Below are 19,902 nucleotides of genomic sequence, written 5' to 3' on the forward strand. Positions count from 1 at the left end.
CAGGGTGTGTTCTGCCTTTCCGTCTGTCCCTTCTGGAGGTCGACGCCTTGAGTAAGCAGCACTACGGCGTCCCGCTGGAACGGAGCGACTACCTCAGGCTTCCCGTTCATCCGAGTAGCCGTCCTCGCGCCGAGTTCGGTTCCTGGCTCGAGAGTATTGAGGAAGGCAGTCGCCTCGCTGTCGACCTCTTCTCGGGGGCCGGTGGGCTGAGTCTCGGCCTCGAACGGGCCGGGTGGCTTGTGGCAGCCGCGGTCGACATCGACGAACGAGCCCTCGAGACCCACTCGGCCAACTTCGCTGGACTCAGTCTCCGGATGGATCTTGGTGATCCTGCCGCGCGTGACGAGCTGGTGAAGATACTGCAGCCTGCCTCGATTGACCTCGTCGCGGGAGGGCCGCCGTGTCAACCATTCAGTCGGGCTGGACGGAGTAAGATCCGCAGCCTCGTCGAGCATCACGGTCGGGATCCCGAGGACCGCAGGAAGGAACTTTGGGGGGCGTACCTGGATGTGGTGAAGCGGTTGCAGCCGCGGGTCGTGCTCATGGAAAACGTGCCCGACATGGGACTGGGCGATGACTTCTTCGTTGTGCGGACCATCGAACAACAGTTGGAAGACCTCGGTTACGCTACGCAGGTGAAACTCGTCGATGCGTGGCGATACGGGGTGCCGCAGCACCGGAAGCGCCTCATCCTTCTCGCGAGGAACGACGTCGAGGAGTTCCCCTGGCAGGAGGAACAGGCCGTTCGCACCACCCTTCGTGACGCGATCGGGGACCTCCCGCGAATCGACGTCGTTCCCACGGAACGCGTGGGTGAGAGAGAGCTCTCCTACAAACGTCCGAGGAAACTCCCGTCGTTCGCGCAGGAAATGCGTGAGGGAGCCACTAGGGGAGTCGTCTGGGACCACATGACCAGGAGAGTCCGCAAGGACGACTGGGAGATCTTCTCCGGTATGGACTCGAGGACTCTGTACTCGGACATCGATCCCAGACTCCGCAGGTACAAGGCTGACCAGTTCACCGACAAGTACAAGAAGCTTGACTGGTCGGAACTCAGCAGGACCATCACCGCCCACATCGCCAAGGACGGTTACTGGTATATCCATCCCGAACAGAACCGAACTTTGACGGTACGGGAGGCAGCGAGGATCCAGACCTTTCCCGATGCCTTCAGGTTCGCCGGAACGCGCAGCGACGCCTTCCGACAGATCGGTAACGCCGTTCCTCCCTTGTTGGGTGAGGCTGCGGCGCGCGCTCTTCTGCCCTCGGGCCTCCCGAAGTCGAGCGGTCCGCTCCAACCGCGCTGGCGAACGGTACGGGCGGATCTCACAACCTGGGCTGAACAGCTTCTCGAGCAGGACGAGCGGTTCCAACTGCCGGGCAACCACATGACGCCGCTTCTGGCCGCGGTCGCGGCCCTTCTCTCCGGCGCACGCCTGAAGGCCGGAGAGGTGGCCAGGATCGCACGGGCCGCACGCGGTCGGAAACGGCCGACACAAGAAATACTGGACGAACTCCTTGCTGTCGCCTCGACTAAGACGGGTCGTGCGAGGCTCGGGCGCCTGGAAGCGTGGGTCAGTGCCGAGGCCCCGAACGAGAACACGGACGTCCCTGTTCTGCTCGGCATGAAACCTGCGGAGCGCAGGCTCTACCGGTTGCTGCTCGGCGATGACCTTCTGTGGTTGGGTCAAGGCGCGCTTCGCGTCGCCGCCCGGCTCAACGACAGTCGATCCGATGTCGAGAACCGCTACAGCCTAGGTCGGGTGGATCTTCTGAAACTCGTCGGCTCAGGGAGGCAGGCAGCACTCCGGATGTCGGCTGTCAGGCTGATTGGAGAGACCGCCTGTGGACCAAGCCTCCCTCTGTGCCCCGCATGCCCGCTTAGTCAGCACTGCCCGAGTCGGGGACGGTTCCCTGAACCACTGTTCGTCGAAACCTCGGAACACTCATAGTTCGGTAGGCGGTCGCACAGGTCCGGCTCCATGTGTTCGTGGCAGGAGTGGCACAGTCCTCGACGATACCCTCGAAGGTGAGGTGCGTTTCTCTGAAGCGCGGTTCACCGCGTCTCGTGCCTCCCAACCACCCGTGATGCTGCCCGTCCGCCATCTCCGCACTCCCAGACGCGCACCACTCTCCGCCCGGCCTCTGAAACAGTCCCAGAGTTTCTCCTGTTCCTCTCACGGTTGGGTCTCATCTTCTCCACCTGCAGGGACGCGTTCGGTCCTCTGAAGTTCACTGGGCTCGGGAACGGAGCAACCGTGACAGAAACAATCGTGGAGCTACCCTTCGGTGGAGCTGGAGCCTGGACTCCCTACGGTGCAAGGTGCCCTCGGGTGCGGTGTCCCGTGCCCGCCGACCATGAAGGTGCTCTCCGGCCGCTGACCTTGCCCAGCGTGCCTCCGTCTTTCCCCTTCTTGTCGGCTGCCAGTACAGGGAGTCGCTACTCCTTGACTGTGACCGTTCCCGTTGTTGCCGCGTGACCGTGCCGAACAGGGAATCATTACTGCCAGATTCAGAGTAACGGCCAGCCCGGAACTTCAACACAGCCGTGTCGGTACTTCTGGGACGGACTGGGGTTTTCGCCGACTGGGGAAGTGGCTGTTCGCGAGGTTGAACTGCGATGTTCGAAAGGGGGCGGGGAGCTGAGCTTTCGCGGGCGGCTGGTAGTACCCGCACGGACTGTATGGTGGCAAGGCGGGAGTCAATTACAGTCGAGACACGGTCGCCCGACCCCACAGGTGTGTGGATGCTGCACACAGTCACCGGCGCAGTCCGGAAGTTCGTCACTCCTGTCCCTGGTCGACAGGGATGCGCTAGCCTCTCTCATGCTGGTACGGCGTTCCAGAAGGTGGGGGCGCCCGGTTCTCCGGTGCGGCTTCCGGTGGCCACCTTGCGTGTTCCCCCGACCAGTGGGCACCAAGCCGAGAGACGATATCGATGACGTGCGGGCGCCTGGTCGAGGACCTCGTGCGAGAACCCCCCAGGACAGACCAACATGCAGATGATCCCCGACGACGTGCGTCAGGACGCCAGTCAGGCCGAGAAGCGGATTTTTGAGGAACTTCGAGCAACAACGCTTCCCGGATGGGATTTCGCGTTTCACCAACTCAACATCCCGGAACACCGTCGGAAGAGGGTGTGCGAGGCGGACTTCGTTCTCGTCGGTGAACGCGGACTCCTAGTGCTCGAGGTCAAGGGCGGGCAGGTCAGCTGCAAGGACAGGGTCTGGCACACGAGGAACCTGAGCGGCAAGCGTCACCGACTCAGCGAGAGTCCTCTCCAACAGGCGAGGTCCGCGCACTTCGCCCTCGAGAAGCTGCTCGGCAGGGAACTCGGCAGTGACCTCGTGGGACAGACCATTTTCGGCCACGGAGTGGTCTTTCCCGATGTGGACTTCGACGTCCCCGGTGTGGAATGGGACAGGGCCCAGATTATCGACCGCAGGGACATCGAGGAGTCGGGCTGGGCCAGGGAACTCGATCGGATGGGCACCTACTGGGAGAGTAAACCCGGGTCCCGCCGGAGTCTCACCGAGGCGGAGACACGACGGTACCTGGCGCTCCTGCGTCCGCGGTTCGACCTCGTACCCAAGCTCATGCACCTGAGCCGGGATGTGGAGAGGGAACTTGTGACGCTCACCCGGAACCAGTACCGGGCGCTGGATAAGTGCTCGCGTAATCCCCGTTTGCTCTACGAGGGCGGTGCCGGCACAGGCAAGACCATGTTGGCTGCGGAGATGAGTCGCCGGGAGGCCCACGCTGGTAGTCGGGTGCTGTTGACCTGTCGTAGCGGTGTTCTCGCAAGGTTTCTGCGTTCCCAGCCTGGTCTGGAGAAGGTGGATGTACGCCCTTTCCACACCGTGAGCGACCTGAACTCCCGGACATTCGACCTCGTTGTTGTCGACGAGGCCCAGGATGTCATCAACCGTGCGGACCTTCAGCAGGTGGATCGGGTTCTGGACGGAGGCCTCGAGAACGGGAAGTGGACGTTCCTCCTCGACTCGAACAACCAGCGAGGTCTGGTGGGCCAGTACGAGGACGACGCCATGGCAGTTCTCAGAGGTCATCGCCCGGCGGAGTTCACCCTGACGGAGAATTGTCGGAACACGGTCCAGATCGTCACCGCCACGCAGGAGCGGACCGGTGCGGACCTGGGAGCGACCTCGGTTGGCCAAGGGCTTGAGGTCGTGTCACTCGAACTCCCCCGCACTGCACTGTTGGAACGTCTCGCATCCGAGCTCGACCTGTTGGAGGAGCAACAGGTGCCCTTGGACCAAGTCGTGCTGCTGTCGCCGTTTCCGCTCGGTACCTCGGTTTTCGGAGCCCTGCCCGGTCGTTGGAGGGATCGGGTCGACGTGCTCGACCTGGCCCGACTGCGAAACCCGACAAAGGGAAGGATCGGTTTCGCGAAGATCGCTGACTTCAAGGGACTGGAAGGCCGCTTCGTGTTTCTCGAGTTCCCCCCGACGTTCGTCTCCGAGGACGTACGGCGCGCCCAGCTCTATGTGGGTATGACGCGGGCCAGAACCGCTCTGTGGGTGGCTGCCGTCGTCGACCAGTCAACCCAGGAGTCTGCCTGAACCATGGTTTCCCCCACCGGTTTTGCTGATCGTGACCGAGTTGTCGAATACCTGCGCATGCATCTCGTCGGACCTGCCGACGGACACGACGAGACTTTGGAGGAGAAGCCACATCAGCGTTATCTGACAGGCATCCTGTACCCGATCCCTTTGGACGCCGACTCGTCGGACACCATGCGGGTGGACGTAGACGAGGATCTAGTGGACGAGGCTTCCGGGCAGCTCGTCGACGAGAACGGAGAGGACCCGATCACTCTCTCCGGGCAGAACCGGCCGAGCTCTGTCGGCATCAGCTTCGTCACGAGCGACTGGGCACCTGTGGAGGTCGAGGTCGAGTTCGGGAGGTACGATTCGGTCCCGGACCTGGTCGGTGAGGAGGAGTGGGTTCGGCAGCAGATCAACCTGAGCGGGTCAGAAGCACTCCTGCTCACCCCCGGCTCTCGCGGCAGTGCCTCGGCGAGTGTGGTGTCTGTGCTTTCCGGTTCGGCTTCGGTCGAGGCTCGGTGGCGTCCTCACAAGGACGGAGCCATTGTCACAGTGGTGCTGGTGAACCGGAGGAGGCTCCAGCCCAAGCAGGCTGTGCGGGCCGCGGACTGTCTGTTCCAAGTCTCTCTGCGGTGCCGTCCCAGCGAGGGGCTGTTCTCGCCCTACCCCCGCCGACCGCACATCACGGGTAACGAGGAGTCCGAGGAACTCGAGCTTCTCTACCATAACGTCAGGGTTTTCGCGGTCGGGCATGGAGCGGCAGCGGAGTGGGACCAGTCGTCCGAAGCCCCCTCGTACGTCCAAACGACCTTCCTACCGACCCATGTGGTTCCCGACATTGCCTTCGACGTTCCTGGTGACCAGTCTGTCCTGCGGTTGGCGCTGCTCTCGGGCATCGAGTCGAGTCAGGACCGGATCCTGGCCGGTCTCGATTCGTTCCTCGACGGATACGAGGACTGGATCGAGCGCACGCGTGCGGGAGTCGCCGAGTTCGTCCCTCCTGAGTCCCGGGAGGCGGCGAACCGGCTGATCGACCGTGCCCAGTCAGCCACTACACGCATGCGAAGCGGCATCCGGCTTCTCGCGTCATCCACGCAGGCACGTCGAGCCTTTGCGTTGGCCAACCAGGCCATGCTTATGCAGATGGTGCACAGTGGCCCCGAGTTTGCAGGCACCCCCAGGTCGGTCTCCCTGGCACCCGCCGACGTAGAGCCGGACTACTCCTCTGTTCATGCTGCCTGGAGGCCCTTCCAACTGGGCTTCCTGCTCCTCACGTTGGTGAGTGTCACAGAGGAGGACAACCCCGAGAGGGACCTCGTGGACCTCATCTGGTTTCCGACAGGCGGGGGGAAGACAGAGGCCTATCTCGGGCTTGCCGCGTACACGATCTTCCTGCGACGGATCCGACACGGTGACGACGGGGCAGGGACCACGGTAGTGACCCGGTACACGTTGCGACTGTTGACAACGCAACAGTTCCAACGGGCGTCGACGATGATTCTGGCCTGCGAGAAACTGAGGCGCGAGAGTCCCGATGAGTTGGGGAGCCGACCAGTGTCCATCGGGATCTGGGTTGGTGGGACGAACACGCCCAACAAGTACGCCGACGCGCGTCAGCTTCTGACGAAGCTTCAGAAGGGAGCGGAGGCCGAGAAGGGTTTCCAGGTGGAGGCGTGTCCCTGGTGTGGTGCGCGAGTGGTTCCCCAACCTGGTGACCCTGACCAGGGCTGGGGCATCAGCGCAACCAACAACTCCTTTAGTGTGCGCTGCCTGAACCGACACTGCCCTTTCCACGACGTCATCCCTCTCTCCTCTGTCGACGCCGACCTTTACAAGAACCCTCCGACGATGTTGGTGGGGACGGTGGACAAGTTCGCCCGCGCTGTCTGGGAGCCGAGGACCGGCGTCTTCTTCGGCTCCGGCTCCGATCCCGGTCCTTCACTTCTCATCCAGGACGAGTTCCACCTGATATCCGGGCCACTCGGAACCGTGGTCGGACTGTACGAGGCGGCACTCGACGTCCTGATGGCGCGCAACGGAACTCGCCCGAAGATTGTGGCGGCAACCGCCACCATCAGAGGGGCTCGAGAGCAGGTGGCTGGGGTATTCGGCCGGGACGTCTCCCTCTTTCCGCCATCCGGGCTGGAGGCTGATGACTCGTACTTCGTTCGGATCAGGACCGACACCCCGGGGAGGGCCTATGTCGGGGTCATGCCGCAGGGACACACTCCCCTCACCGCTCTCGTCCACCTCTTGGCCGCCCAACTTCAGGCGCCTGTGGACCTCGACCTCTCGTCGAACGTCGAGGACGGCTACAGGACGGTTGTCGCCTACCACAACAGCCTGCGGGAACTGGGAAAGACCATCACTCTCGCTCACGACGACATCCCAGCCAGGATCGACATCATCTCGCGGAGCCAGAGCAACAGCCGTGATCTGGATGACGAAACCATCGTTGAGCTGACGAGCAACATCTCAGCAGTGCGCATTCCCAGGATCCTCGAACGGCTGAGCCGTCCGGCGGGCGATCCCGGTTCCGTCTCCTTCCTGGCGAGCACGAACATGATCTCTGTTGGTGTCGACGTGAGCCGGCTCGGCATGATGACCGTCGTCGGGCAACCGAAGACCACCGCCGAGTACATCCAGGCCACGAGCCGTGTAGGACGGGATGCTTCTCGGCCCGGTCTCGTCGTCACCCTCTACTCGCCCTCGAAACCCCGAGACCGCTCGCACTACGAGTCGTTCGTGCCATACCACTCCATGTTGTACAGGGCTGTCGAGCCCACCTCCGTGACTCCTTTCTCGGTCCCGGCCCGCGCCCGTGCGCTGCATGCCGACCTGGTTCTGCTAGTTCGCCACTGCCTCGGGCTGGCTGATGAGAAGGATGCTGCGCTCTTCGATCCCGAGGATTCCGCGCTCAGAACGGTCATGGAGGATTTTCTCGCACGGGTGGAGCGGGCGGATCCGGAGGAGTCCGACCGGGTACGGGACCACATTGGCCATCTCACCAGGGAGTGGTACGCCAAGGTTAGGCAAGCGGAGGCACACGGGGGCCTTCGGTACTCCGGGACTGGTAAAGGGCAGCCCAGGTTGCTCCGTCGCTTCACCGACAAGGGCGAGGGTTGGCAGACTCTCGACTCGATGCGCAGTGTCGATGTAGATGTCAAGGTGCGAGTCTCAGGAGTACGACGGTGACGGTCAGGAAGGTTCGACGCTCGCAGGTGGTTAGCCCCTTCGGGCCAGGGGCGATCATCGACCTTGTGGGCGAATCGTTCGTCGCCGAGGACATATCCCGGTGGCCGTATTCTCGCCAGAACATCGCGTTTCCGAGGCTCGCGGCCTACCTCGAGGTCCAGACACTGAGTACTCCTCCTCCCGACGGACATCTGCCCTACTACCGTTTTCCACAATGGTTGTTCTGTCCGAGCTGTCGACACATGATGCGCTGGAACACGACCAAGGAGAGTGAGGGACAGGCTCCGGTCTGCCTGTCATGTGTTGACACTCGACAACTTGTCCCCATGCGATTTGTTGCTGTCTGTGGGAACGGGCACCTGTCCGACTTGGACTGGAAACGCTGGTGTCACTCGGAGAGCAGCAACCGTGAGCAGTACCAGTGCCAGGCGACTACCCTCAGCTTTGTCAACCGCCCGGACGTCGGGGGAGGCCTGCGGTCCCTCGAGGTCCACTGCCGGACGTGTAGGGCGAAGCGCTCTCTCCACAACCTGACTGCCAAGATGTCCCTGAGGCAGGTCGGGTTGTCCTGCTCCGGCAGGCAGCCGTGGCAGAGTCAGTCGGACGCGCAGGACTGCAAGGAGTTTCCTGTCGCCATGCAGAGAGGCGCCTCCAGCGTCTACTTTCCAAAGGTTGTCAGCGCGATCGACATTCCGCCGGAATCGGCCTGGGTACATGTGAGCGCCCCCGCTACCAGGCTGATGCAAGTCGACGAGTTCCGGCTTCTGCTCAACGAGCAGGACCATCCCCTACGGGATGCCCTGCTCAGCCTGATCGCGGACAGAACAGAGATCCAGCGTTCCGAGGTGGAGCAGGTTCTTGCGAGCCAGTTGCGGGCGGAGGCCGAGATTTCACGACCGGGGTCGCCTAATGACATCTTTCCCGACGAGTGGGAGGCTCTGCGCGCTCCCCAAGAGTCCCACGACCCCAGGGACCACTTCATCACGAGGCGGGCTGAGCGGACGAACGCGGAAGTCGTGACTCCTGCTGTGCAGGCTGCCGTCGACTCCGTCCTGTCGGACGTGGTCCTAGTCGATCGTCTGAGGGAGGTTCGAGTGCTCACCGGCTTCGAACGGCACACCATGCAGGGCATGGTTCCATCGAACCTGAGCCCGAACCCCGACGATCTTCCCGCTGTCGAGGTCTTCGGGGAGGGTTTCTTCCTGAGTTTCGACGAGGATGCTGTCAGGGAGTGGGAGACTCGTCCTCAAGTCGAGGAGCGGTGCGCCCGGATCGTGAACAGGCAGCAGATGCATGCTACCTGGCTCGAAAAGCCCACACCCAGGTACCTCCTCTTCCACACTCTGGCACACCTTCTCCTTCGCAACACCGCGTTCGAGGCCGGGTACTCGACCTCGGCGCTGCGCGAGCGGCTCTACATGACGAGACCAGACGAGCCTCCGGCGATGGCCGGGATCCTTGTCTATACCGCGGCGGGGGACACCGAGGGAACTCTCGGCGGCCTGGTGCGCTTGGGAGAGCTACCCCGACTGGCTCGACTTCTGGCCGCTTCGGTCGCCGACGCCCAATGGTGTTCCTTCGATCCCGTCTGCAGTGAATCCACAGGTCAGGGGCCGGGTGGGCTCTCCCTGGCTGCGTGCCACGCCTGCTCCCTCGTTCCCGAGACCAGCTGCGTCGCCGGGAACCGGCTGCTCGACCGTCGGCTCGTCATTGATAGGGAGTTCGGGTTCCTACGCCGCCTGGTGCGGGAGGTCGGAGAGGCCCCGACCCAGGGCACATGGTGACTGGCAAGGATGGGGTGCAGCGCGGGGTGGTGGCCACACCACCAGGGTCCGAGCAGGTTCGCGCCGCCATCCAGCACTTGGGGGTCCTTCGCGACCAAGGGGTGAGAACCCGTGTCGTTGCCAGAGGTCGGGTCCTGCGCAGGTTTGTCGAATCACTCCTTTCCGGCAGTACCCGCAGGGAGGAAGTTCTTGCCTACCACCGGTTCGTCCGCGGCCTGTGGGGCTCGGTACTCGGAACTGCGCCGGTGGAGCTCGACCGGTACAGAGTCGATCTCACGGAGTTCCTGAATAGGGTGGTTCGTGTTCGAACCCTGCCTGACCTCGGGCACGAACATCTCGTTCTCCTCCAGGGACAGGAACTGCCTGAGGACTTCTACTCGCTCCTGCGTCTGCTCGGCGTTCCCTACACGGTGTTCGTCGACCCGACCCTCGTCGTGGGTGCGGAGGGGACCACACTCGACGAACTCTGTCGCCTTGCCGGGACCCGCAGTCCGGTCCTTCTGGACCGGCCGAACATTACCACGGCGGAGATTCACGAGTTCTCGACCTGGTTCCAAACCGGACCGAAGACCCACACCTGTCGACCGCCGACACGTCGAGGTCCTCGTCCGGTTCTCACCCACCATTCGAGTGTCGGGCACGAGGCCCACGAGGTGAGACGGATCACGGACAATGCGCCTGAAGCGCGCGTGGCCGTGATTCTGCCGACCAGCGAACTGGTCGCGGAGTTCCGGTGGACTCTCGCTCCCTATCTCCCCGGACGACTGCAGTGGTATATCTCCGGAGAGGACATCCGTTACGACGAGAGAGTGGACGGAATCCGCCCAGGCCTTCGCATACTCACCTGGTCGAGTGCTTTCGGCCTCGACTTCGACGTTGTCGTTCTCGCAGGCCTGCAGGAAGTCTTGGTCGAACCTGACTCGACAGTGTTTACCACCTCCCTCCGAGCACTGTCCGGTCTGGCACGCTCGGCTCTCTGGTTGTCCTTCTCAGGGGAGGGCGTGCCGGAGGTTGTCGAAGCACTCCCTCGCCACTTGCTCGACTCGGGGGAGACATTCGCAGCGCCGGCCGTCTCGCCTGCCGAGGAGGAACTGCATCCGGAACCTGACGAGGCCGGGGGAGAGACGCAGCCCAGAGGTGAAGGGAGGGCCACGAGCGCCCAGGTGGAGGCAGCCCGAGGTGTGATCAGCCGGGACAGCTCGTACGGGCGCCCTGACAAGTACGTCCTCACAGCGGACGAGGAGGTGGGGCTCTTCCAGCTGATCCGCGGCGAGGGACAGCCTCTCGAACAGGAACTCCCCCGTTACTTCCGTTCGCGGCTCGAGCCCGACGACGCTCGCGCGGTGGCGTTCGATGCCATGATCCTCCACAACCAAGGCCTGTTGCACTCCAACAGCTTGAGGTATCTCGGACAGGGTTTGGAGCAGGAGGATCTGGTCAACCACGGTGTCTCAGGTTTGGTACGGGCTGTGGAGAAGTTCGACGCCACCAAGGGGCACAAGTTCTCCACGTATGCCACGTGGTGGCTGAAGCAGGCCATGAGCCGGGCAGTCGCAGACGAGAGTCGTGTCATTCGGCTACCGGTTCATATGCACGAACAGGTCCGCAGGGTCCAGGCCGTACGTGCCTCGTTGGCGGAGGCGCAGAAGGATACTCGCCCCGAAGCAATCAGTCACGCCACGGACTTGACCGTGGAGGAGGTCGTCAAGTGCCTGCGCCTGGCCCGTGGGATCGTCAGTCTCGATCTGCCGCTGGGGGACGAGGAATTCACACTCGCTGACGTTATTCCTATCGACCCTGACAGTCCTGCCAATCCCGACACCGTGGTCGATACTCACGGAACGGCCGAGCTCGTGGCTCAGGCGCGGAAGAGCCTGACGGAAAGGGAGTCCCTGGTCCTGGGGCTCCGATTCGGTCTGGACGGCGACGAACCGATGACTCTTGAAGTGATAGGCGTGCGGTTGGGAGTCACGAGGGAACGAGTTCGCCAAATCGAACGTGTGGCAAAGGAGAGGCTTTCCGAGGTACTGACCCAAGTTGTGTCGGGTACCGGCGAGATCCTGGTCGAGTTGGCGGAGACAAACCCGTTCACGCGGGGCGACAGAGGGCAGCGGCCCCCTGCTCGTTCGACTGGACAGGTCAGGGCCCCCATTCGCTCCCGCGGCCGTAGGAAAGCAGTCACTACACTCGTCGATCTCGGTTCGGGAACCGACCTGCGCAACCTTCTGGGCGCCGGAGGTCAGACATCGGGGTCCGTCTTGCTGACCGGTGTCGTCGAACTCTGCGCCGCTTCGGGCACGACATCTCTCGGCATCGACGTCTCGCCCGCTGGAACACCGCTGCGATTGTCCATTACCCACGACGGGCCGCCTATGCTGTCGGCGGAGCTAGTGAGTTTGCCCGGGATGTCTCCCTTCCGGAACCCCAGTACCCCTGGCCACGCAGTTCTCGCCTCTGCCGTCGACCTGTTCGACGAGGTGGAGGTCTGGGATGAGCGCAAGGAAGCCCAGCCGTTTCGTCGCCTGCTTCTCAACAATGCACCGAGAACAGACAATTGGTGGCTGCGAGGAGACGACAGCCAACCTCCAGTGGCCCTGGCCGCTGATGGTGCCAGAGGATATCGCTCCCTGGTCGTGCTCAGGGGGGCACGGCCCGACACCGGAGGCGTGCCTCTCCGTGAGGCAATCGAAAACCTCGGGCCCACGCTCGGACTGGTTCTCGGAAACCTCATTCAATCCCGTGGCCTGAGTCTGTCCCTCAACGGGCAGGTCGTGCGCAGACGTGATCCGTTCGCCTGGCGCAACCCCTCGACCCAGGACCTGGGAACCGAGGTCCTGTACTCGGATCGGAACGCGGTCCGAGTGACACCGTTCGTTCTCCCCCATCCTGACCACGTTCGTCCCGAGGACGAGTACGGCACCGGTCCCCCTGAGAGCTGGGAGGCGTCCCAGGGCTTCTACGTTCTCTGCGAGGGTCGGTACCTCTCGTGCTCCGGCTGGTTGGATGACCCTGACTTGACATCGACTTCAGCCACTTCTCTGGCCCGGATTCTGGTCGAGATCCAGCCCGGGGACCGTGAGGCATGGGGTGCCAGCGGCGCGCAGGGACTTGTCTCCCCCCCTAGCCATCTTCGTTCGCGTTTGTCGGATCTGGCCGGACTCGCACGTGAGCGTTCCGCACTTGTGTTCGCCAATCAGCCGGAGGCCAGTCGTGAGTGACCAGCAAATTGTCGATTTCGTGGAGGAACTCCACAGAAGAGTCCAGGATATGGTGGTGAGTGAGCCGGGGCTGATGACCCGTGACGCGTTCGTCAGGCACGTCGGCGGTTACCTGGTCGACGACGGCACCTTGGACGACGTTGAACCCTGCTACATCCGTCGCCCCTGGCAGAACCGGCATGTGGAAGTCGCTGGTTACGATGTCACCGCTGACAACACCATCCTGCACCTGGTGACCAGCGAGTTCGGTGCCTTTGGTTCAACCGTGAAGCGGGACCGAGTTGACCAGTTGGTACGACGGGCGGTCGCGTTTGCAGAATTTTGCCGTGACGGGATGCACGGTCTGCTCGAGAGGACGAGTCCGGCTTACGACATGGCCGAGCACATCCACTCGACCTGGGGCCAGTTCCGCACGATTAGGATTTTCGTGCTCACCGATGGTTCGATCAACGTGAAGCGCTCCAGCGGCTTCACGGTCGCGGGACTGGCCGCTTCGGTCGACGTGTGGGACGCCACGCGACTGCACCGGCTGGTGAGTTCTGGAGCACGTCAGGAGGAGATCCGGATCGACCTGGAGGAACGCGGACACACGGTCCCCTGCCTCGAGTCTCCGCCACAGGCTGACGGCTACCGGTGTCTGCTTGCGGTGCTTCCAGGAACGCTTCTGGCTCAACTCTACGAAGAGCACCACAGCCGCCTGCTCCAGCGCAACGTGCGTGCCTTCCTCCAAGCGCGGGGCAAAGTGAACAAGGGGATCGCCGAAACCATACGTGACCAGCCTGGAAGGTTCCTCGCCTACAACAACGGCGTTTCTGCGGTTGCTCGGGCAGCACGTCTGGAACACGACGAATCAGGTGCACTCGTCCTCGCCGGGCTCACTGAACTCCAGATTGTCAACGGGGGGCAGACGACTGCTTCCCTGCATCACGCCTGGCGCCGGGACATAGATCTGACTGACGTGCACGTTCCGGCGAAAATCACCATTATCGCGAGTGACGAACTCGACCGGATGGTTCCGGACATCTCGCGCTTTGCCAATTCGCAGAACGCTGTGACGGCGGCCGACTTCGAAGGAAACAGCAGGTTTCACGTCCGTTTGGAGGAGCTGTCCCGTAGTGTCTGGGCTCCTGCAGCCCAGGGAGAGACGAGACAGACCCGGTGGTACTACGAGCGCGTTCGGGGTCAGTACGACGTCGACCGCGCCAAAGCGCTACCTGGTACGCGGCGTCGTCGGTTCGACGAGGACAACCCGCGTAACCAGAGAATCAACAAGACCGACGCGTCGAAGTACGAGCTCACTTACGCCCTCCGTCCCGACCTCGTCAGTCAGGGAGGGGAGAAGTGCTTCCGTAACTGGACCATCGAAGAGAAGCTCGGGGATAGGGAGGAACCCACGGAGGAGTTCTTCCGTCACCTAGTAGCCAAGGGAATTCTCTTCGCGCAGACACGGCAACTGATCCGCAAGGCGAACTACGGCGGGTACCTCGCCCAGACCACCACGTACACTCTTGCTCTGGTCAACCAGGTTCTTTGCGGGGTGGATCTGAACGTTCTCTGGCGATTGCAGAGGTTGCCCGACGCGTTCGTCGAAGCTCTCCCCGAGGTTGTCGACTCCGTCCGCTCGGTCCTTGTCGATCCGCCGGGATCCGCGAACGTGACCGAGTGGTGTAAGAAGGAAGCGTGTTGGGACGCTGTCCAGAACGTTACCTGGGTTCCGGGAGCCACCGTCCGCGCGTTCGGCGGTTTCCAGAACGGGTGATCCCTCACTTCCCCACGGCGGTACGCCGGCTCAGCGCGGGGCGAGGCCCTCGAAGAGGACCCGGACCACCTCGGCCAGGCTCTCCTCGACCTTCTCGGGCGGGGCCGCGGCCTTGAGCGTGGCGAAACCGTGCAGGGCGGCGGAGACGGTCATGGCGACGGGCCAGGGGTCGCCCCCGGCGATCTCGCCGTCGGACTGGCCGTCGGCGATGGGCCGAACCACCGTGTCGAGCAGCCGCTCCATGGCGGCGGACAGCTGCGCGGAGGACCGGGGGTCGTGCTTGCGCGCGTACATCAGGTCGAGCAGCGCCGCGTTGTCGATCGCGAACCCCACGTAGGTCCGGGCCAGGGCCAGCACGCGGGTCCGGGCGCTGTCCTCCCCGACGGCGGCCAGGGCGTCTTCGAGGCGTCCGGTGAGTCGGTCGAACCCGGTGAGCGCCAGCGCGTCGAGGAGGGCCTGCTTGTCCTTGAAGTGGCGGCCGGGCGCGGCGTGGCTCACCCCCGCCTCGCGGGCGAGTTCGCGCAGGGACAGCGCGGACGGACCGCGTTCGGCGAGAGCGCGCTCGGCGTTGGCGATCAGTGCGGCGCGCAGGTCTCCGTGGTGGTAGGGGCGGTCGGCCATGCCGCCCAGCATAAACGGAGGTGTCGGCGTCCCCCCATTGTTGTCATTGACAACTTGTCGGGGGCTCGCCTACCGTGGCGGGATGGACACCTCACAGGTCACCATCCCCGACCTCGGCGGCCGCACCGCGATCGTCACCGGAGCCAACAGCGGTCTGGGGGTCGAGACCACGCGCATGCTGGTCGCGGCGGGGGCCCGCGTCGTCATGGCGGTGCGGGACGAGGTCAAGGGCCGGGCGGCGGCGGACAGCGTCGGCGGCGACACCGAGGTGCGCCGGCTCGACCTCGCCGACCTGGCGTCCGTGCGGGAGTTCGCCGACCGCTGGGAGGGCGACCTCCACCTCCTGATCAACAACGCGGGCATCATGGCGGTCGCGCAGGGGACCACCAGGGACGGCTTCGAGCTCCAGTTCGGCACCAACCACCTCGGCCACTTCGCGCTCACGAACCTCCTCCTGGAGCACATCACCGGCCGGGTCGTCACCCTCTCCTCGGGGCTGCACCGCAGTGCGCCGGGCATCGACTTCGACGACGTCAACCTGGAGCGCGGCTACACCCCCTACCGGGCCTACAACCAGTCCAAGCTCGCGAACCTGCTGTTCACGCTGGAGCTCCAGCGCCGCCTGGAGGACGCCGGCTCCCCGGTGCTGTCCACGGCCGCCCACCCCGGCTACGCGGCGACCGGCCTCCAGAGCCACGGCGCCAACCCGGTCTCCCGCGCCCTCCTGCTCATGGGCAACCGGTTCCTCGCCCAGAGCCCCGCCCACGGCGCGCTGCCCACGATCTTCGCCGCCACCCAGGACGTGCCCGGCGCGGCCTTCGCCGGCCCCAAGGCCATGGGCGGGTTGCGCGGCGCCCCCGCGCTCTCCAGCCGGAGCGAGGCAGCCTGGGACGGGCGCGCCGCCAAGCGGCTCTGGGCGCTGTCGGAGGAGCTGACCGGGGTCGCGTTCCCGCTCCGGCCCAAGGACCGCGGCTGAGCGGGCCGCGCGAGGCGCGGGACCGGCCCCGGGCACGGAGGGTCCCGCCGAACCCGGCGGGACCCTCCGTCGTCCGCCGCCCCGCTACGGGGTGAGGACCAGCTCGTCGACGGCGGCCTCCCGCACCGCCTCCTCGCTGACGACGAACGGCAGGGTCCCGCCCTCGCTCCACGGCTCCAGCTGGTCGTCGTAGTGGGGGTGGAAGGCGTGGCCGGAGTTCCCGGTGAGGTGGATCCACGTGGACGCGTCCCGGTCGGACAGGTCCACCACCATCCGCATCGACGGCACCGCGGTGATCCCGTAGCCCTCGGCGTCGTTCCAGCCGGTGGCGTTCACGATGCCGGAGCCGCCGGAGCTCTCCACCGGGCCCCGGTTGAACAGCCACTCGACCGGTCCGATCCCGGACGTGCCGAACGACTCGTGGGTCGCGGTGAGGGTGTGCAGGTCGCCCCAGCGCCAGTCGGCGGGGTCGTCGCCCAGCAGTTCCGTCAGCTCCGCCGCGGCGGCGTCCATCGCGGCGGCCAGCACCTCGTCGCGCCCGCTCGCCTCCGCGCCCCGCCACCAGTCCGAGTCGGGGTCGTCGAGCAGACCGCCCACCACGTACATCCCGCGCGAGTTCCCGCTCATCGCGTAGGGCTCCAGCTCGTCGAACAGCAGGGGGAGCAGGTGCCGCCAGGTGGCCTGGTAGAACGCGGCCCCGGCCGAGTCCGTGTCGGTGAACAGGTCCCAGTCGCGCAGCTGCTCCTGGGCCCGGGCGGCGGCGCCGTCCACCTCCGCCTCCAGCAGGTGCGGGACGACGTCGACGGCTCCGCCGTGGAACGAGTCCATGTGGATGTCCGACATGTCCTGGCCGTCGACCGGTCCGTCCGCGAGGGCCTCGTCCAGCAGGTCGTTGATCCGCTGGGAGCGGTAGCCGTAGTCCCAGTCGTCGGTGAGCATGTGCTCGTAGTCGGCGTCCACACCCGACTGGTTCGCGGTGACGATGACGCCCGACGCGGGGTTGTACACGCTCGGCAGCTCGTCGAAGGGGATGCGGTCCCCCCAGTCGTAGTCCGAGTCCCACCCGGGGGCGGGGTAGCGGCCGTCGCCCCTGCCGCGGACCGGCACCGCGCCGGGCGCCTGGTAGCCGATGTTGCCCTCGTTGTCGGCGTAGACGAGGTTCTGCGCGGGGACGTCGAACTGGCTCGCGGCCTCACGGAAGCCGTCCCAGTCGCGGGCCCGGTTCAGGGTGAAGATCGCCTCCGCCGTGGTGCCAGGGCTCAGCGCGGTCCACTGGAGGGAGACCGCGTACTCGCCGCCGTCCGCGCCCTCCGGCCCGGCGTCCTCCGCGACGGCGGCCAGCCCCTCGCCCACGGCGGTGTCGGACATCAGCGGGCCGTGGTGGGTGGAGCGGACGACGATGTCGACGTCGTCGCCTCCGGCGACCCGGATGGTCTCCTCCCGGGTCTCCAGCGGCAGGGTCTCGCCGTCGACCACGTAGCCGTCGCCGTCGATCTCCTCGACGAACAGGTCCATGACGTCGGGGTTGAGGTTGGTGAACCCCCACGCGATCGACTCGTTCTGCCCGATCACCACGCCGGGCAGCCCGGAGAAGCTGAACCCGCTGACGTCGAACGGGCAGGCGTCGGTGATCTCGGTGCAGTGCAGCCCGATCTGGTACCAGGTGGACGGCATCGACGCGCCCAGGTGGGGGTCGTTGGCCAGGAGCGGGAGGCCGCTCTCGGTGTGCTCGCCGCCGACGACCCACGAGTTGGAGCCCAGGTCGGGGCTGGTGCTGGGGCCGAGCATGCGCGGCAGCGACGCGGCGGCGTCCGCCACCCCGGCCAGGGCCGGGACGACGCCCTCGGGGAGTTCGGGGGCGCGGCGCTCGTCGCCCTCCGGCGGACCGTCCCCGGACCCGCCCTCCTCGCCCGGGACGATGTGCTCGCCGGTGTCCGTGATGGGCTCGTGCTCCTCGAACGGGTAGGCCGGGTAGAGGTCCTCGACCTGCTCCTCGGTCAGCCCGGCGTCGAGGAGCTGGGCGCGCTCGGTCTCCTCCTGCATGTTGCCGCCCAGGTCCCAGGCCATGGCCTTGAGCCAGGCGAGGCTGTCGACGGGGCTCCACTCCTCGATGTCGTGCCCCCCGTTGAGCACGGCCAGGAGGCCGTACTCCAGGCTCGCCGCCGCGCCGTCGTGCCCGTCCAGCCACGCGTTGACGCCGTCCGCGTAGGAGTCGAGGTAGCCCCGCGTCTCGGGGGTCAGGAGCTCGTACTCCTGCTCGGCGACGTGCCGCCAGCCCATGGTGCGCAGGTAGACGTCGGTGTCCACCTGGTCGGGGCCGAACAGTTCGGCGGTGCGGCCCGCCGTGACGTGGCGGCGGAAGTCCATCTCCCAGAACCGGTCCTGGGCGTGGGTGAACCCCTGTGCCATGAAGAGGTCGCGGGTGTTGTCGGCGTAGACGTGCGCGACGCCGTTGCCGTCGCGCAGCACGGTGACCTGTGACTCCAGCCCCGGCAGGGCGAGTTCGCCCGAGGTCTCGGGGAAGGATCTCCGGACGGTCCAGACCCCGAGGAGCGCGGCGACGAGCACCAGGGCCGTCACGGTCGCCAGAAAGCCCAGAAGTACACGAACAAGCACACGCTTACGCATTACACCCATGGCGGAACCCTAGAGTGCCCGAGGTCACAGTCTCTAGTGGTCGGCGTGTGTGGGCCCAAGTCGTTACCAACTGGTACGCCCGGGTCGGCGGCCCCGCCGGCGCGGGCCGGGGCGGGTCGCGCCCCGGCCGCGGAGGGGTCAGGAGCCGAGCACCTCCGCCAGGCGCTCGGCGACCATCGGGACGCTGTAGTAGTCCATGCGGAAGGACGCGGCGCCGAGGGTGAACACCCGGTCCTCCTCCCAGGCGGGGATGTTCTCCAGGGTGGGGGAGACCTCCAGGTAGTCCTCGATCTCCTGGCCCTGGGTGTTGACGAACAGCAGTGTGGCGTCGCCGAAGTCCGAGGCGCGCTCGGCCGACAGCTCGACGATGTCGCCGCGCTCCCCGCCCTGGCCGCCCGGTGCGGCGACGTCGTCGGGCAGTGCGTGGACGGTGAGCCCGAGGTCGGTGGCCAGGCGTCCCTGCGCGGACTCCTCGGTGAACACGTTGAACCCGTTCGGGGTGCCGGTCAGGATGACCACGTCGTGCGCGGTGTCCAGGTCCGCGGAGACCTCCTCGACCAGTGCCTCGTACTCGGCGGTGATCTCCTCGGCCCGGTCCTGGCGCGCGAAGGTCTCGGCGTACTGGTCGGTGGTGTCCAGCCAGGCCGTGTCGGACTCGCCGTGCACGACGGTGGGGGCGATTCCGGAGAGCTGTTCGTACAGCTCCTCGGGGACGGTGTCCGCGCCGAACCCGTTGCCGACGATGAGGTCGGGCTCCGCGGCGGCGACCGCCTCCAGGCCGACCTCCGGGCCGGGCAGGGGCTCGACGCCCCGCTCGTCGGCGGTCTGCGCCCACTGGGCGAAGAAGCCCTTGTCGTCGGTGAGGGCGGAGGTGCCCGCGACGCCCGACGCGACCACGGGGACGTCCAGGCTCAGGAGGAGGGGCGTGCTGGTGACGCTGACCGAGACGACCCTCTCGGGTTCCGCGGGGATCTCGGTGTCTCCGTAGAGGTGGGTGACGGTGCGGGTCTCCCCCTCGCCGGCGGGGGACGCTGCGGTGTCCCCGGCGCCGCAGCCCGCGAGGAGGAGGACGAGGGTCGCGGCGGCCGCGCCGGTGGTTAGGGTGGCGGAGACAGGTGCTTGCTTCATGACAAGAATAGTTAGGTATG

At 65.6% G+C, this 19,902-nt stretch carries 10 protein-coding genes; 7 read left to right on the forward strand and 3 right to left on the reverse strand.

Features of this window, described 5'->3' with window-relative positions:
* Nucleotides 1-47: 47 nt before the first annotated feature.
* From ABZ234_RS05530 to ABZ234_RS05555, 6 genes are all read left to right on the forward strand, one after another.
* A complete protein-coding gene (locus ABZ234_RS05530) occupies nt 48-1,952 on the forward strand; it encodes a DNA cytosine methyltransferase (RefSeq protein ID WP_355011132.1) in 1,905 nt (634 codons plus the stop codon).
* Between the two features lie 1,043 nt (nt 1,953-2,995).
* A complete protein-coding gene (locus ABZ234_RS05535; protein WP_355011133.1) occupies nt 2,996-4,579 on the forward strand; it encodes an NERD domain-containing protein in 1,584 nt (527 codons plus the stop codon).
* 57 nt (nt 4,580-4,636) lie between these two features.
* A complete protein-coding gene (locus tag ABZ234_RS05540) occupies nt 4,637-7,759 on the forward strand; it encodes a helicase-related protein (RefSeq protein ID WP_355011134.1) in 3,123 nt (1,040 codons plus the stop codon).
* Nucleotides 7,756-9,543, forward strand: a complete 1,788-nt coding sequence (gene drmB / locus ABZ234_RS05545) for a DrmB family protein (RefSeq protein ID WP_355011135.1) — start codon at nt 7,756-7,758, stop codon at nt 9,541-9,543. The genes ABZ234_RS05540 and drmB overlap by 4 nt, the downstream gene beginning before the upstream one ends.
* Entirely contained in the window at nt 9,537-12,761 is a 3,225-nt protein-coding gene (locus ABZ234_RS05550) for a sigma-70 family RNA polymerase sigma factor (RefSeq protein WP_355011136.1), read from the forward strand. Before drmB ends, ABZ234_RS05550 begins: the two co-directional genes overlap by 7 nt.
* Complete coding sequence (locus ABZ234_RS05555) at nt 12,754-14,520, forward strand: AIPR family protein (RefSeq protein ID WP_355011137.1); 1,767 nt, start codon at nt 12,754-12,756, stop codon at nt 14,518-14,520. Before ABZ234_RS05550 ends, ABZ234_RS05555 begins: the two co-directional genes overlap by 8 nt.
* 30 nt (nt 14,521-14,550) lie before the next feature.
* Here the strand turns inward: ABZ234_RS05555 and ABZ234_RS05560 are convergent, their stop codons facing one another.
* Entirely contained in the window at nt 14,551-15,141 is a 591-nt protein-coding gene (locus tag ABZ234_RS05560; RefSeq protein ID WP_355011138.1) for a TetR/AcrR family transcriptional regulator, read from the reverse strand.
* Between the two features lie 82 nt (nt 15,142-15,223).
* Between ABZ234_RS05560 and ABZ234_RS05565 the strand changes: the two genes are divergently transcribed.
* Complete coding sequence (locus ABZ234_RS05565) at nt 15,224-16,117, forward strand: oxidoreductase (RefSeq protein ID WP_344184576.1); 894 nt, start codon at nt 15,224-15,226, stop codon at nt 16,115-16,117.
* Between the two features lie 84 nt (nt 16,118-16,201).
* On the opposite strand, the gene ABZ234_RS05570 is transcribed toward ABZ234_RS05565, so the two are convergent.
* Together ABZ234_RS05570 and fepB are read right to left on the reverse strand one after the other, a co-directional pair.
* Nucleotides 16,202-18,745, reverse strand: a complete 2,544-nt coding sequence (locus ABZ234_RS05570; protein WP_355011210.1) for a penicillin acylase family protein — start codon at nt 18,743-18,745, stop codon at nt 16,202-16,204.
* 147 nt (nt 18,746-18,892) lie between these two features.
* Entirely contained in the window at nt 18,893-19,882 is a 990-nt protein-coding gene (gene fepB, locus ABZ234_RS05575; RefSeq protein ID WP_352983031.1) for a Fe2+-enterobactin ABC transporter substrate-binding protein, read from the reverse strand.
* Between the last annotated feature and the right edge of the window lie 20 nt (nt 19,883-19,902).

The sequence above is a fragment of the Nocardiopsis sp. NPDC006198 genome, from assembly GCF_040613895.1.
Taxonomy (GTDB): Bacteria; Actinomycetota; Actinomycetes; order Streptosporangiales; family Streptosporangiaceae; genus Nocardiopsis; species Nocardiopsis tropica.